Origin of the sequence: Pseudoalteromonas arctica A 37-1-2 (assembly GCF_000238395.3) — a bacterium.
In the GTDB taxonomy this organism is placed as follows: domain Bacteria; phylum Pseudomonadota; class Gammaproteobacteria; order Enterobacterales; family Alteromonadaceae; genus Pseudoalteromonas; species Pseudoalteromonas arctica.
The window spans coordinates 3,455,623-3,470,520 of the sequence record NZ_CP011025.1; the positions used below are offsets into that span (position 1 = coordinate 3,455,623).

General features: G+C 38.9%; 16 protein-coding genes and 1 tRNA gene. 7 read left to right on the forward strand and 10 right to left on the reverse strand.

Translation table 11 applies throughout. The features are described 5' to 3' along the window. Positions 1 to 10: 10 nt before the first annotated feature. The 5 genes from PARC_RS15675 to PARC_RS15695 all read left to right on the forward strand — a co-directional run bounded on the left by PARC_RS15675 (position 11) and on the right by PARC_RS15695 (position 5,916). Entirely contained in the window at positions 11 to 832 is an 822-nt protein-coding gene (locus PARC_RS15675) for a class I SAM-dependent methyltransferase (RefSeq protein WP_010553369.1), read from the forward strand. A 15-nt stretch (positions 833 to 847) separates the two neighbouring features. Beyond that, on the forward strand, positions 848 to 2,131 hold the full coding sequence (gene purD / locus PARC_RS15680; protein WP_010553370.1) for a phosphoribosylamine--glycine ligase: 1,284 nt from the start codon (positions 848 to 850) through the stop codon (positions 2,129 to 2,131). Positions 2,132 to 2,243: 112 nt separating this feature from the next. Next, on the forward strand, positions 2,244 to 4,784 hold the full coding sequence (locus tag PARC_RS15685; protein ID WP_010553371.1) for an EAL domain-containing protein: 2,541 nt from the start codon (positions 2,244 to 2,246) through the stop codon (positions 4,782 to 4,784). 22 nt (positions 4,785 to 4,806) lie between these two features. Continuing rightward, on the forward strand, positions 4,807 to 5,616 hold the full coding sequence (locus PARC_RS15690; RefSeq protein WP_010553372.1) for a DUF2797 domain-containing protein: 810 nt from the start codon (positions 4,807 to 4,809) through the stop codon (positions 5,614 to 5,616). A 6-nt stretch (positions 5,617 to 5,622) separates the two neighbouring features. After that, positions 5,623 to 5,916, forward strand: a complete 294-nt coding sequence (locus tag PARC_RS15695) for a DUF4144 family protein (protein WP_010553373.1) — start codon at positions 5,623 to 5,625, stop codon at positions 5,914 to 5,916. 13 nt (positions 5,917 to 5,929) lie between these two features. Here the strand turns inward: PARC_RS15695 and PARC_RS15700 are convergent, their stop codons facing one another. The 6 genes from PARC_RS15700 to PARC_RS15725 all read right to left on the reverse strand — a co-directional run bounded on the left by PARC_RS15700 (position 5,930) and on the right by PARC_RS15725 (position 11,001). Continuing rightward, positions 5,930 to 6,847, reverse strand: a complete 918-nt coding sequence (locus PARC_RS15700) for a histone deacetylase family protein (protein ID WP_010553374.1) — start codon at positions 6,845 to 6,847, stop codon at positions 5,930 to 5,932. A 137-nt stretch (positions 6,848 to 6,984) separates the two neighbouring features. Then, a complete protein-coding gene (locus PARC_RS15705; RefSeq protein ID WP_010553375.1) occupies positions 6,985 to 8,526 on the reverse strand; it encodes a serine hydrolase in 1,542 nt (513 codons plus the stop codon). Positions 8,527 to 8,541: 15 nt separating this feature from the next. Further along, the gene (locus PARC_RS15710; protein WP_010553376.1) at positions 8,542 to 9,036 is read right to left on the reverse strand and encodes a gamma-glutamylcyclotransferase family protein; all 495 of its coding nucleotides are present in this window, start codon (positions 9,034 to 9,036) and stop codon (positions 8,542 to 8,544) included. A 26-nt stretch (positions 9,037 to 9,062) separates the two neighbouring features. Then, positions 9,063 to 9,701, reverse strand: coding sequence for a LysE family translocator (locus PARC_RS15715; protein WP_007586498.1), 639 nt, complete (start codon positions 9,699 to 9,701; stop codon positions 9,063 to 9,065). Between the two features lie 11 nt (positions 9,702 to 9,712). After that, positions 9,713 to 10,486 (reverse strand): hypothetical protein, encoded by a 774-nt coding sequence (locus PARC_RS15720; RefSeq protein WP_010553377.1) that lies wholly within the window; start codon positions 10,484 to 10,486, stop codon positions 9,713 to 9,715. Between the two features lie 29 nt (positions 10,487 to 10,515). Further along, positions 10,516 to 11,001 carry a CreA family protein gene (locus PARC_RS15725; protein WP_010553378.1) on the reverse strand — a complete coding sequence of 162 codons (486 nt, stop codon included), beginning with the start codon at positions 10,999 to 11,001 and terminating at the stop codon, positions 10,516 to 10,518. Positions 11,002 to 11,208: 207 nt separating this feature from the next. Between PARC_RS15725 and PARC_RS15730 the strand changes: the two genes are divergently transcribed. Next, complete coding sequence (locus tag PARC_RS15730) at positions 11,209 to 11,538, forward strand: 5-carboxymethyl-2-hydroxymuconate Delta-isomerase (RefSeq protein ID WP_002957818.1); 330 nt, start codon at positions 11,209 to 11,211, stop codon at positions 11,536 to 11,538. Between the two features lie 321 nt (positions 11,539 to 11,859). Here the strand turns inward: PARC_RS15730 and PARC_RS15735 are convergent. From PARC_RS15735 to PARC_RS15750, 4 genes are all read right to left on the reverse strand, one after another. Then, a tRNA-Ile gene (locus tag PARC_RS15735) sits at positions 11,860 to 11,936 on the reverse strand. Positions 11,937 to 12,182: 246 nt separating this feature from the next. Further along, a complete protein-coding gene (locus PARC_RS15740; RefSeq protein WP_010553379.1) occupies positions 12,183 to 12,689 on the reverse strand; it encodes a hypothetical protein in 507 nt (168 codons plus the stop codon). Positions 12,690 to 13,067: 378 nt separating this feature from the next. Next, a complete protein-coding gene (locus tag PARC_RS15745) occupies positions 13,068 to 13,226 on the reverse strand; it encodes a YqaE/Pmp3 family membrane protein (protein ID WP_002957822.1) in 159 nt (52 codons plus the stop codon). Between the two features lie 72 nt (positions 13,227 to 13,298). Further along, positions 13,299 to 13,865 carry a BON domain-containing protein gene (locus tag PARC_RS15750; protein ID WP_007586486.1) on the reverse strand — a complete coding sequence of 189 codons (567 nt, stop codon included), beginning with the start codon at positions 13,863 to 13,865 and terminating at the stop codon, positions 13,299 to 13,301. Between the two features lie 328 nt (positions 13,866 to 14,193). Here PARC_RS15750 and PARC_RS15755 point away from each other — a divergent pair, with 328 nt between their 5' ends. Then, positions 14,194 to 14,856 (forward strand): LiaF domain-containing protein, encoded by a 663-nt coding sequence (locus PARC_RS15755; protein WP_010553380.1) that lies wholly within the window; start codon positions 14,194 to 14,196, stop codon positions 14,854 to 14,856. The last annotated feature ends 42 nt before the right edge of the window (positions 14,857 to 14,898 follow it).

The following is a 14,898-nucleotide window of genomic DNA, read 5'->3' on the forward strand; positions in this document are numbered from 1 at the left end:
GGAACAAACAATGAAATTTGCGCTAAAATCGCTACTTGTAGCCACACTAACGATGACATCGACTATGGCGCTTAGCCATAACCACGAATCGAGCCTTGAGCATGCACTTCAATCAAGCGAACGTAGCGCTAAAAACAGCGTTCGTGACGAATATCGTCACCCAGCTCAAACACTTGCATTTTTTGGCTTTAAACCAACTATGACAGTTGTTGAAATTGCGCCAGGCGGTGGTTGGTATAGTGAAATTTTAGCGCCAGCACTAAAAGAGCAAGGCACTTATTATGCCGCGCACTTTCCTGCTGATTCATCAGTTGGCTACTACCAACGCTCTCTTGCGGGCTTTAAACAAAAAGTAGCTGAAGATGAGCGCTTTAGTAGCGTTAAAATTACTGAGTTTGCACCTGTAACACATTTAGATATTGCGCCAGCTGGCAGTGCCGATATGGTTTTAACTTTCCGTAATGTGCATAACTGGTATATGGGCAAAGATAAAAGCGGTGCATTAAGTGCATTCCAAGCTTTTTATAAAGCCCTTAAACCAGGTGGTACATTAGGTTTAGTTGAACACCGTTTAGCTGAAGAGCGTGCTGACGAAGATCAAAAAACATCAGGTTATATGAAGCAGAGCTACGTAGTAGACCTTGCTGAGCAAGCTGGGTTTGAATTAGTAGCAAGCAATGAAATAAATGCAAATCCAAAAGATACAGCCGATCACCCTAAAGGTGTATGGACGCTACCACCAAGCTTAAGACTCGGCGAACAAGATGCTGACAAATATAAAGCCATTGGTGAAAGCGACCGCATGACGCTGAAATTTAAGAAACCGCTTTAAATAGGAATTTTCGCCATGAATGTTTTAGTCATTGGCAGCGGCGGCCGCGAACACGCACTTGCGTTTAAAGCCGCTCAAAACACCAAAGTAAATACTGTATTTGTAGCCCCTGGTAATGCAGGTACTGCACTTGAACCAAAACTTGAAAACGTAGCAATAAACGTTGACGACTTAGAGGGTTTACTTAGTTTTGCACAGCAAAACAAGGTAGAGCTTACTATTGTAGGTCCAGAAATACCGTTAGTACTGGGTGTTGTTGATAAGTTTCGTGAACATAACATGGCTATTTTTGGCCCAACGGCAGGCGCAGCCCAGCTTGAAGGCTCTAAATCGTTTACTAAAGATTTTTTAGCGCGCCACAATATCCCATCAGGCGATTATCAAACGTTTGAACAAATTGACCCAGCCCTAGCTTATTTAAAAGAAAAAGGCGCGCCAATTGTTGTAAAAGCAGATGGTTTAGCTGCAGGTAAAGGCGTAATTGTAGCAATGACGGAAGCCGATGCCGAAGATGCTATTCGCGATATGCTTGCGGGTAATGCTTTTGGCGATGCGGGAAGCCGTGTTGTTATTGAAGAATTTTTAGAGGGTGAAGAAGCGTCTTTCATTGTAATGGTTGATGGCAAAAACGTATTACCTTTTGCAACAAGCCAAGATCATAAACGTGCATATAATGGTGATGCAGGTCCTAATACTGGCGGCATGGGTGCATATTCACCAGCGCCAGTTGTTACGGATGAAATCCACCAGCGTATTATGAACGAAGTGATCTACCCTACGGTAGAAAGCATGGCAAGCGAAGGCCATCCGTACACCGGCTTTTTATACGCAGGTTTGATGATTGACGAAACAGGTACCCCTAAAGTAATTGAGTACAACTGTCGCTTTGGCGACCCTGAAACTCAACCAATGATGCTACGTTTACAATCAGACCTAGTTGAATTGATTGAAGCTGCTAACCGTGTAGAACTTGATAAAACAACGATTAAGTTTGACCCACGCGCAGCCGTTGGTATTGTACTTGCAGCTAAAGGTTACCCTGGTGATTACCCTAAAGGTGATGTAATTTCGGGGCTAAAAGTTGATTACCCTGCGGGTGAAAAAGTGTTTCATGCGGGTACTAAGCAAAGTGGCAATGACGTTGTAACCGCAGGCGGTCGCGTATTATGCGCAACAGCACTTGGTAACACTGTTACAGAAGCGCAGCAGCGCGCCTATGAGCTTGTTAAACAAATTAGCTGGGATGGTATGGAATATCGTACTGATATAGCTTACCGTGCTATTGCACGTGAGCAATAGCCTGTAATACCTATTCATTGGTATAACCAGTTAATTTAACTACAAAAGCGCAGTTTATCTGCGCTTTTTTAGTGCTACACTAATTAAAAGGTTTTTTAAAAGTAAATTAACGTTGGAACTAAGAACTTTACGTTACCATGCAATTGCTGTTGCCATACTGATATTTATATTTTTTATAATCAGTACATTGGCATCAAACCTTGTCGTGCCTACACGATATACAATTGATAAAACGGCTCCAATGTACCTCGATTACGCCTACTATATTGACGAAACCAAAACTAAAACATTCGATACCATCATTAACCAACCTGAATTACTTACTCATCAACCATTTTCAGATGTTCCATGGAGTTTTAGCCAGCAAAACTATTGGTTGTTTCTTGATTTAGAAAATAAAAGCCTTAACAAGCAAAATGTTGTGGCACATTTTGACAACCCTATGGTCGATCACCTTACGGTTTATCGCCTCGATAAAAACAACAAACTAATTGAAACATACAAACTCGGCGATAAAGAAGAAGCCCTCTCTTTGTTTGAATACAGCGTACCGCATATTCGTTTTTTAGTAGAAAGAAAATCGTCACAGCGCCTAGTAATGAAAATAGACACAGTCGGCATAAGTAAAACACCAGTAAACTTATATCGTGATAAAGAGTTTATTGACTTAGTGCGCTCTCAAACTGGGATCTGGGGTATTTTTGTAGGCGTGCTATTGATGGCTGCGCTTTATAACTTGGTGCTTTATTTTGGCATAAAAGACCGTGTTTATTTAATTTATATTGGCTATATCATTAGTGCGTTAACCTTATTGGGTGCAGTGCTTGGTTTTGGATTTTATTTATGGCCAGTGCAATGGCAGTTATATATTCACGAAAAAGTCATATTTTTTAACTACGCAATATCATTTTTCACTCTCGCCTTTTGTACTATGTTTTTACGCTATCACAAGGACAATTGCTGGCGATACAAAATGAGCGTAAAACTGCTTTTGTTTATGTCAGTAATGGCTATAGCTAGTTTATTTATTCCTGAGTACATTGCAGCCCCGTTGTTTTTTTGTGTAATGGCACTTTTATACGTTGTTTGTATTATTTTAATTTATAACAAGCTACGTAGCGGCTTTAGGTGGGCTAAGTTTTATGTACTCTCGTGGATACCGCTGATATTTGGTGCGGTAATACAGCCTATGGAGCTCACCGGCTTTTTGGCTTATAGCTTTACCTCCCGCCATGCCTTTTTAATGGCTATTTTGTGCGAAGTTATTTTAATGGCAATGGCGTTAGCTGACCGAGTAAGGTATCAGCGCGAACGTGCGCTTTACCATGCCACGCACACACAACAAACAAAGTTACTTAATAGCTCCAAGCTAAAACAAGCATTTATGGCGCTACAAAGCCAAAACCGCTCAACAACTTTATGTTTAATAAAAATACGTCACTTTAATTCGCTCAATACAATTATTACCTCTTCTCAGGGCTACACACTTATAAAGCATGTAGCCAAAGAGCTTGAATTAGAACTCAGCCATGAACGCGAATTTACAAACCTCGAAACAGATTTAAACACCAGCCCACGCTTAGCCGATTTAAGCAGTGGCGTATTTGCCTGTATTTCTACTAAAACACAAAACCAAGAAATGCTAGAAGCACTACTGACTAAAATAATTAGCAGCCTACCAAAACAATATGAAATTAAAGGGCTAAACCTGCAGCTTAGTTACAGTATAGGTATTAGTAGTGCAGGTAAGAGTAACGACTTTGAATATTGGTTAAAGCGTGGATATTTAGCGCTTAAAAAAGCAAAAGGTAGCGTTAATCAAGTTGGGTCATCGTCAAACGGTAATAATCTAATGATGGACGTTGCTCTAGCCGCTAAGCTGCAACAAGCCATCAAAACAAATCAACTGGCACTTTATTACCAACCTCAAATAAACTTATTAAGTAACCACGTAAGTGGTGCTGAAGCTTTATTACGTTGGCCCGACCCAACTTACAGCAACTTATCAATTGAAGAACTAATAATACTTGCTGAGCACACAGGCATTATTAACGAGCTAACACTGTGGGTAATAGAGCAAGCCTGTAAAGACATAGTCAAGCTTACAAAAAATGGCTATAACGAGCACACAATTAGCGTAAATTTAAGCGCTAAAAACTTAACTATAAATAACTTAGCCGAAAAAGTAGAAAATATTTTAATTAAATACCAAGTGCCGGCACAGTTACTTAAATTTGAACTAACCGAATCAGCCTTCGTAGATAGCCAAGATGCACTTATAAAGTTAGTTGATGAGCTAACCGCATTAGGTATTAAAGTAGTACTGGATGACTTTGGGACAGGCTATGCGTCACTTAGCTACTTAGTCAATTATCACTTTAGTGAACTTAAAATAGATAAGTCATTTGTTTTTGATTTACCTAATAACCCTACTCACCAGGTTATTGTACAAACAGCCATTGATATGGCGCATAACCTCAATTTATCAATAACAATTGAGGGGGTAGAAACCCAGGAAATCCATCACTTACTCAAAGATATGAACGCTGACTACGCCCAAGGTTATTTATACGCAAAAGCACTGCCTTACACCGACTATTTACACTTCTTAAAAAGCCAATATAGCTTAAAAATGTTAGACTCCTCTTTTTAACATCTTTAGGGGCCAAGTAAAGATGCAAGGCACACTGCGTAAATTAAAATCGAGCTTAACCGAACCAGTACAATATCACTTACCTGTAGGTGAACACCTAGTAGACTTAAATGCATTTATAGGTAAGGAGCTTACGCTTACCTTTAGTGGCACTATTTTATGTTCTAACTGCGGTAAAAAAACCAAAAAAAGCTATTCTCAAGGTCACTGTTTTGTATGCATGCGCAAGCTCGCTAGTTGCGATATGTGTATTATGAAACCAGAAACCTGCCACTACGACCAAGGCACGTGCCGAGAGCCACAGTGGGGTGAAGAAAACTGCATGATTCCGCACTATGTATATCTCGCTAACACCTCTGGGTTAAAAGTAGGTATTACCCGCCACACACAAATACCGACTCGTTGGGTTGATCAAGGCGCGACTCAGGCATTACCTATTTTTAAAGTGCAAACTCGCCTGCAATCAGGTTTAGTGGAAGTTGCATTGGCTGAATTTATTGCCGATAAAACGAATTGGCGCAATATGCTAAAAGGTCAAAACGAAGCAATTGACTTAAAAGCAGCTGCAGCCGAGCTGATCCCACAAATTAGTGAAAAGCTAAACGAGCTCAGTGAATTATTTGGCGCAACAGCAATAGAACAACTTGATGAAGATGTAGTTGATTTAAACTTTCCAGTAACCGAATACCCAACAAAAATCAGCTCATTTAACTTTGATAAAGACCCTGTTGTAAGTGGTGTTTTACAAGGTATTAAAGGCCAGTACTTAATTTTTGAAAAAGGCGTTATTAATATTCGTAAATTTACGTCTTATGAAGTAACCGTAGGTTAACGGGCTATGTTAAACAGCTATCCACAGTTATTGGTTATTTATAATGAGCTTGAGATAGCCCATAACCAACAAGAGCAACAAGAGTGCTTACACAGCGTTATGCAAAGTGAACTAAGCGATGTGCGAGTACTTAATAAGCAAGGTGACTACCTTAATTTACAAGGCACTGCTTGCCCTGAATTGAATGGCGAGCAACTAGCACAGCTTGTTACAGCTTACTTATTAAATGAAGGACAATGCTGCCTTGGTAAAATCAAAACCCTAAGCACAGCCCAGGCGTTTGATTTATTAGGGCTATAAGCACTCTCTTTATTTAGATATCAGTAAGCACTTTTATATGCGCTACAGCACTGCGACCTAAAGCTGATAGCGCATAGCCACCTTCTAAATACGAAATAACACCTTTGCAGCCGCCCTCTTTAGCAACACCACATAGTTGCTCGGTAAGCCAAATGTAGTCATCCTCTACAAACTTTAAGCTCGCCATATCATCTTCTAGGTGTGCATCAAACCCTGCGCTTATAAAAAGTAATTCAGGCTTAAACGCTTTTAATTTTGGTAACCATTGCCCAGTAAATACCTCTTTTAGGTCATCGCCATTGCTGGCAATTGGCAAAGGAGAATTAACTATATGGCTATTATTTTTAACCGCTGTATTTGGGTAAAACGGATACTGAAATAACGAACAAAGCAGTACGTTTTCGTCATCAATAAAAATGTCTTGTGTGCCATTACCATGGTGTACATCAAAGTCAGCAATCGCAATCCGCTTAATCCCTTTGCTTTGTGCGTACTTAACGGCAATAGCTAAGTTATTAAACACACAAAACCCAGATGATGAATCTTTATTAGCATGATGCCCTGGCGGGCGTACTGAGCAAAAAGCAGCATCGAGTTTATCGGCAAGTATTTCATCAACAGCTAACAACCCGGCACCTACTGCCCGCTCAATCGCTTTAAACGAATCGGGGCACAACCACGTATCGCCATCTAAATTAGCGAGTCCTTCGGTTGGTAGTGTAGTTTCTACGTGTTTAACTAAAGCCTCATCGTGAGCAAGTAAATAATGCTCACGCTCGGCCTTAGGTGCCTGCAGGTGTGTTAAGCCAACATCTACACCGCTGGCTAATAACCTGTCGGTAATTGCATCTAAGCGCTCTGGGCACTCAGGATGGTCGTCTATCATTTTATGTTTACGGCAATGAGGGTGTGAAATAACTGCAGTACGCATAAAATGCTCCTAGCCAAAGTAAATTGAGTGTTTAATATAACAAAGCCACCTAATGGTGGCTTTGCGACTTTGGTGTATATCGACACTTTAAATATCGACACTTTAAATATCGATACCTTGAATATCAATGTTATTAGCTATTTTGCTTTTAAATGTAGGTTTCTAAAATCAAAGCTAAAGTCGGTAACTTGTGTTGATACTGCACGCATTTTAGCGCTGTTTACACGGTTTTGTGAGCTCATTTCAAAACGAATAAACGCATCCGCCTCAAGTAGCTTTTCATCCCACTTAACTATAAATGTATTTCCAGTGTAATGCTCAAGTGTCCCCTTTAAGCGCTTAGTATGCGTAAAATCAATATGCAATTTACTATCAAGTTGTTCAATAATTACATCGCCATACCAATCATCGTGTAATGTACCGGTGTAATTAATGTTTGGTAATTGTGGTTGGTAGTCAGCGGGGGCTTCTGGTTTTGCATTAGCGTACGCCTGTTGTTTACCTTCAAAATGACTTTTAGCTAAATCCTCTACCCAGTCTTTATCTTCGAGCTCAAGTGCATCTTCAAGTACTTCATGGGTTACTGCCGAAAGTGCACCGAAAGCTTGTTGATTAGATAAAATAACAATACCGAGTTTTTTCTCAGGCAATAAAGTAACTTGCGATACCATCCCTAAAATACCACCGCCATGACCTAGCTTTTTAAAGCCGTGGTAGTCTTCAATACTCCAACCTAACCCATAACCCCTAAACTGCTGATGATACGATTCAAACGCACTTTTAGACGCCATAGACGTAATATGTGGGTGCCACATTTGCGCTTGTTGCTTTTCGCTAAACAGCTGCTCGCCACTTGGCATTTTACCGCCTGCTAATTGCGTACGAAGCCATTGGCTCATATCGCTTACACTTGAAGCAATGGCACCTGCACCTCTAAAATCTTCTAAGTAATTCACAAAAAATGGATGAAGCGTGCCATCCATAGGAATATGACCTGTCGCCCAGTTTTTATTACTTTTTGGAATACGTGAAAATCCCGCGCGTGAGTTATCCATGTGCAGCGGCTGTAATATATTTTTTTCGATGTAATCGTTCCAGCTGATACCCGACACACGTGCAACCACCTCACCAGCGGTAACAAACATCAAGTTGTTATAAGCGTATTTACTACGAAAACTGCTCGCTGGTTTTAAATACTGTAATCCCGCTAAAATTTCATCAACTGACTTATCGGTACTTGGCCAAATCATTAAATCGCCCTGCCCTAGCCCCAGCCCACTGCGGTGACTTAATAAATCACGAATACGCATTTCGCGTGTTACGTATGAGTCGTATAATCTAAACTCTGGTAAATGATCAATTACGCGGTCATCCCAGCTTAACTTCCCCTCATCAACCAACTTGGCTAGCGCTGCTGTTGTAAACGCTTTCGTGTTTGAAGCAATACCAAACAAGGTGTCTTTGTTTACTTTTTTGTTGGTATCGAGATTAGTTACACCAAAGCCTTTAGCAAATATTACTTTATCGTTTTCAACAATGGCGACTGCCATACCGGGTACGTCAAAACGTGCCATTGACGCTTTAATAATGTCATCAATTTTGTTGGTATCAACTTGTGCCCAGCTACTAAACGTAGTGCCTGCTAGTAGTGCAATTGCGGCAAGTTTGGTTAATTTCATATCAATCCTATTTTATTATTTTTGATGAACTGCAAATTCAATTGCTGCGCGCTCTTGATTGGTATCGCTTTTTTGTGCGCGATTTAATATCGCATCACTGTATTCTTTTGGTACGCCCGCTTCAAGTGATCCGCGATGAACGTGTTTTATGTACCAATCGTATGGGAGTACATCGCTGTCATGGGTATTAGCTATATAACAATGTGCAGTTACAGTCTCACCCGTTAGAAGCGTTGGGGCTATATCTACGCAGTCGTAACCTACGCCCTCAATACCATCTAAAATAACTTTTTCATCTTCATTAAGCTCATAAATAATGCCGTAAACCAGCGCGCCTTCTTTATCGCTTGGGCAAATACTGCATTTGCCAGAGCCATCTTTAAATAGCATATCAAAAGTTAGCTCGTAACCTTTAAGTACCGCTGTTCCTACACGCTTTACATTAGGTAAGCGCGCTAACAAACGATTAGATGACATATTAGAGCCAAACGAAAAATTATATAACGGCATTTTATCTCCTGTACTTTTTAAATAAGTTAAATAACAACACGTACTGCAAGGGCAATTAAAATAACGCCAATTCCACGGTCAAACCAATAACCGCGTTGTTGGAAAAAACCCCTTACATTATTTCTGGAAAGTATTATTGAAAGCATTGAAAACCACGCCCAAGTAGCCAATGCCATGTACACACCGTAACCGACCTGTACGCTAGTCGGTGTTGTTGGGCTAATCACGAGTGTAAATAACGACATAAAAAATAACGTGGCTTTTGGGTTTAATGCATTTGTGAAAAAGCCGCGCCTAAAAGCAAGCCAAACGGATTCTTCTTGGACGGTTTTGTTTTCAACATCTTTTGCAGCCTCGCCTTCATTACTTGCTGGAGGTTTTGCAGCTCTGAGTGCTTGTACGCCTAAATAAGCTAAATATGCACCGGCAAGATACTTAAGTGCCATAAATAAGCTAGGCGATTGCGTTAAAATAAGCGCAACACCTAAAACGCAATAGGCAACGTGCAGTAAAATAGCAGCGCCAACACCGGCGCTTGTCCACAATGCATTGCGCCTACCTTGCTGCACGCTTTGCTTAAGTACTACGGCAAAGTCAGGCCCGGGGCTTGCTACTGCAAAAAAATGAGCAATAACAATCAGTAAAAATTCATCTAAGTATTCCACGCAGGTCCTTGCTAGTTTGGCGAATAAGCTAATAACAGCGGGTTGGCCGAGTTATTTACCAATGCTTTAATTTCTTTTTGTGCTTTTTTAAACTGACCACGTAAATGCGGCTTTAAATGCTTTTTAGACACTTTATCGTTTTTAAAGTAGCTAATCAGGGCATGCATAAATACCGTATGTGTTTCACTTAACTTAGCTTCACGGTTAGCGTATGGATTATAACAAGAGCCACAACCGCCTTTAAACTGATACACCGTGTTACTCATCATCACACCAAATCCTAAAAAACAAGCAAGCGCATCGGCAGCTTGTGGTAAATACTCCCTACCGCCTGGCGGTAGAACCCCAACGTGATGAATAAGTATGGTGGCCAGAGTACCCGCATAACTTGCCACTAAATCTTGTGGCTGATTAATCTGATTAGGATTAAAAGAGATACTGACCTTATGGCTTGGCGGCACAATTAAATGGCTGCCTTCGCCACGTATTTCATCACTAAATTCAAAGTGCGGAAAAACTTGCGGTTGTAACTGCTGAGGTGCGACTAATTGAATAGGCCATGCATTCATACCCGCGTAATTAGTAACGCGGGTAAAGACATTGGTTGCCATTTCCTCAATGCTCGATACCGAATCGGGGAAAAAAGTGGCCGTTGGCAGTATTATTTGAGTGTGCTTTGTAAAAAACTCAGCATCAAAATTTTCTACAGCCCAAATAAATGTATCAATAAGCCATTGCTGCTCTTGATCTTCCAATAAAGGTGCCGATTTAAATAAAGCTAACATAAGGTGCTCTTATAAGTTTTAGTGCTAGTTTAGTTTTTTTGTGTAAGCGCCCAATCCCACGCTTGAGTATTGTATAGCGGCACTGTTGATAGTGCATGGTGGTGGCTACCACTGGATTCTTTAGTTGAATACGATAAGTACAATAAAGTACGATTCTCAGCATCGTAAATACGGCGCACTTTTAGTGATTTAAATAATATACTTTTAGATGATTTGAATATCACTTCACCTGATTTACTGCGGTCTATTTTTTGTAGCTGCTGCGCTGTAATAGGACCCGTTTGACGACATGCTATAGACATATCAGAGGGATCAGAAAAGTCCAAATTAGCCTCTATATGACTAATATGACAAGTAACGCCTTCAAGGATTGGATCTTGCTGCGAATTAACCACAACATCTTTAGTTGTAAATAATCCCAGACTTACCGATGCAACATCGTCAGAGCAAGCACTTAATGTAACAACTGCACCTGTAAGTAAAGCTAAACGTTTAAATTTTTGTGGTAATTTCATACTTATCCTCAATTAATATATAAGTAACTTAGCACCTACGTTACTAAGCGAAGGTTCACCTGTTTGTTTTTATACTAACATCAAAAATAAATACGACTAAATTAGTTTAAAGTAAAGATTTTAGATAGCTCAGGGTTTAGTGAACCCTGTTGTATTTGATACAATTAACTCTCGCTCATGCAGTAACTCATAATAGGAAACGCCTAAATGCCGCACATTATTATTGAACACTCAGAAGACCTCCCTGTTTTACCACAAGTACTGGTAGAAAAAATTCACACTACCGCTTTCGAAAGTAACTTATTTGAATTAGAAACCATCAAAACACGCGCTATTGCTTATCAGCAATATCAACTTGGCGCAGGAAAATCAGGGTTTATACATATCGCGGTACATATTTTAGCGGGACGCTCAATTGAGCAAAAACAAATGTTAAGCGAACTGCTACTTTCATGCTTAAAAACATACTGCAGAGCATCAGACAGTTTAAGCGTAAATATTTACGATATTGAGCATGAGATATACCGTAAAAATTAGTTAACTCTTGTAGTTTTGAGCAATAGAAGTAAACACTAGTAAGTAAAAAGCCCCAATAGGGGCTTTTTTTGTATTCTGAAATCAGATGCAGCTCATTATTATTTACAAGACAGAGCATGAATAGCGTCCGATCTAATGCTGGAATTTAATAGTGCATTCGCACTCTTTCAAATTTAAGAAAGCTTAGCTTAATCTATGGATTAACTTTATTTAAATTATATTTATTATTAGGGGTAGATAAAGAATAATAAATTACACGATATTAAATTCATGTAGCATTAAATAATTTGAGTAGGTATTTTTTTGGAAAGTTTGTAAAAGTGGTGGCCCCTCCCAGACTCGAACTGGGGACCTAACGATTATGAGTCGTGTGCTCTAACCAACTGAGCTAAGGGGCCAACTTTTATATAACTGCTAGGCAGTTAATTTTTGAAGCGTTCAGTCACAGAGCGACTAAAGCGGGTTGCAGTATAAAAACTTTTTAGGTGCTTGTCACTACCAAACACCTTTATTTTAACAATCAGTAAGCTAACTGCTTAAATAGTAATCTTTTGGGTGGGTATAAGCATAAAATACAAGATATTTCCCATGATATTCTCTGCATTAAATTATAAAACCCTCCTCCCACATGTAGTCTTTTATATTTAACGCTCTACTTTTTTAAGTAAAGCTAACATATATGTGTAGGCATACAAGGCTGTAAAAAATATGCTTGGGGCTACTGTAAGTGCCAAATTAGGTGTCTGATTAATTACATTCACCATAATCACTAAGCTCGATTGAACAGTAATCGGAATAATAGGCGCAAAAAGTACACCTGCTATTTTTTTGTTACCTAAATACGAGGCGCTAGAGTTAATTGCATTATTGAAGCTTTGTCGTATTGCTACGTTTTGTGGTGTTTTAGAATGAAACATACAAATAATTGGAGTTACGAACGCAAGCGTTACATAACTAGACTTATACTTGTTGACGACCTTTTCTAAAATAAAAGTAAAAAACAGCGTTACAAATCCACTATACAAACCTTGTACTAATGCAGCTTGAAGCGTGACCGATTTAGCAATATCTGCCGAACTGTTCGCCCAGTAGGCCCAGCTAAAATAAAAAACGAATGACACAACGCCTGACAGTATAAGTCGAATATTCAATTAGCTACCTCAATATGCGTAAAAGCTTGGTGTAATGATAACACTAGAAGTGATGGTAATATTGTCACTAAATAATAGAGTAATTAATCGCGTATTGTAGATATATAAACAAACTAATGTTAAAGATTTCCTAACTGGCATCAATACAGAATCAGAACACTGCGGTTAGTTAGAAAGCTTAATTGAAGTAAACAATACTTTGGCTGAGGGAATTTTGGGAGTGAGTTACAAGAAATAAATCACTTAGTTTGAGTAAATTAAAAATTAGATTTTGATAAAAAATATTTACTTTAAAAACTAATATTGTGAGCCGAACAGTACTGGGGCACTTGTATCATTAGGCCTCAGTAGTCGGCTTACACAATATATAATCTGTCATTATTTTTTCGCAATAATGTAGATTGCATGTATTAACCCTGGGAAATAACCTAGCAGTGTTAATAAAATATTTAACCAAAAATGCATACCTAAGCCAACTTGCAAAAACACACCTAATGGCGGTAATAAAACCGAAAGTATTATACGAATAATATCCATGACTAAACTCCATTTAAATTAAGCATTAAAAAGACGTAAAGCCCAGTGTTAGTGGGCCTTAACTATACTATATTATTCAGCAACAATAGCTAGTTTATCAACTACGTCACGAACATCTTCAGCATTTTTAGCAATTTTAACTGCTAGTTGTTTTTCAGCTTCAGACTCTACTGAACCGTTCAGAGTTACAATACCATTGTCGGTATCAACATCGATGTCTGTACCACCAACTTCTGAGTCAAACAGGAAGCGAGTTGTGATTACAGTGGTGATTTTAGCGTCCGTTAGGTCGTTATCATCATCGTCCATCATGTCGTTGCTTTTATCTTTGGTATCCATGCTTTTAACAACAGTAAGGCTGTTATCAACATCAGATACACCATCTAGGCTAAGTACAAGTTCTTCTGCTAGCTCTTTATCAAGCTCGCTATTAACTTTACCTGTAAGTACTACTTTGCCATTTTTTACATCAGTGTTAATGTCAAAGTTGTTTAGATTAGTGTTCATAAGTAGAACTGTTTCTGCCTTACCATCAATCCAAGCATCTTTACTTTCGTTTTCCCAGCTGTTTGCTTGGGCACCCATAGCCGTAGTACCAAGAACTAGAGCTGCGATAATAGACTTGTTAAATGTTTTCATAATCTTTCTCCTTTTGATTAAAGACACTTTAACTAATGCGAGCTTTGGGCCAACTTTATTTATACTTACATTTCAATAGGTTGAGTTTATTTTGGAGTGAGGCATTATCTATAGTTGTGTAACTATTTACAGGCTACTCGGTAAAACTTTCTCAAATAGTGAAAATAGCTAGATAATTGCATTTTTGGTTAATCTATCGTTAATATAACAAAATAAAAAACATCATTATAAATTAACCTACTGATAATTAGGGTGATTATATTTGGTGCGTGCTTTGCATATAAACATCAAGAGCAGTATCAATAGTAAATATAATAAGGAATGCCCCATGTCTGTAAAAGTTGAAGACCGCCCAATAGAGCAAGTACGCGAACAAGTAATTGACCAATTAATTTATAATTACAGTCATGGGGTTATTTCTGTTGATGCATTTGAGAGACGACTCGATAGCGCGATGGATGCACCTAATAACGACGCTCTTTTAGCCTTAGTAGAAGACTTAACACTTAATACCGATCAGCAATATAAAGCAGAAAAACAATCGCAATTTAAACCACATTATAGTGCACAGCAAAACAGTGATGATGATTTTACATTACGTAGTATTTTAGGCTCTAACGAACGAAGCGGTCAGTGGGTCGTGCCAAAAAATATATATTTAAGTAACTTTATGGGATCGGTGGTACTTGATTTTACTGATGCCATTTTTGCGCATCAAAATGTAACTATTCACGTTAACTGTATTTTTGGTAGCGATGAGATTTACGTACCAGAGCATGTAAATGTAGTGTCTAAAATGTTTTGTATTTTAAGTAGTCTTGAAAATAAATCGGTGTCGCTTAACAAACGCCAAGGTCCTACTATTCATATTGAAGGAAAGGCAGTTATGGGATCGGTTGAAGTAAAAATAAAGCGCACAATTAAAGAAAAATTTATGAGCTTTGCAAATGAGCTAAAAACCCAGTTTGGCACGGGTAATAATAGCCGCTAACTATAATTGAGTAGCAGCACTTTAGCGTGCTGCTTGGTATTT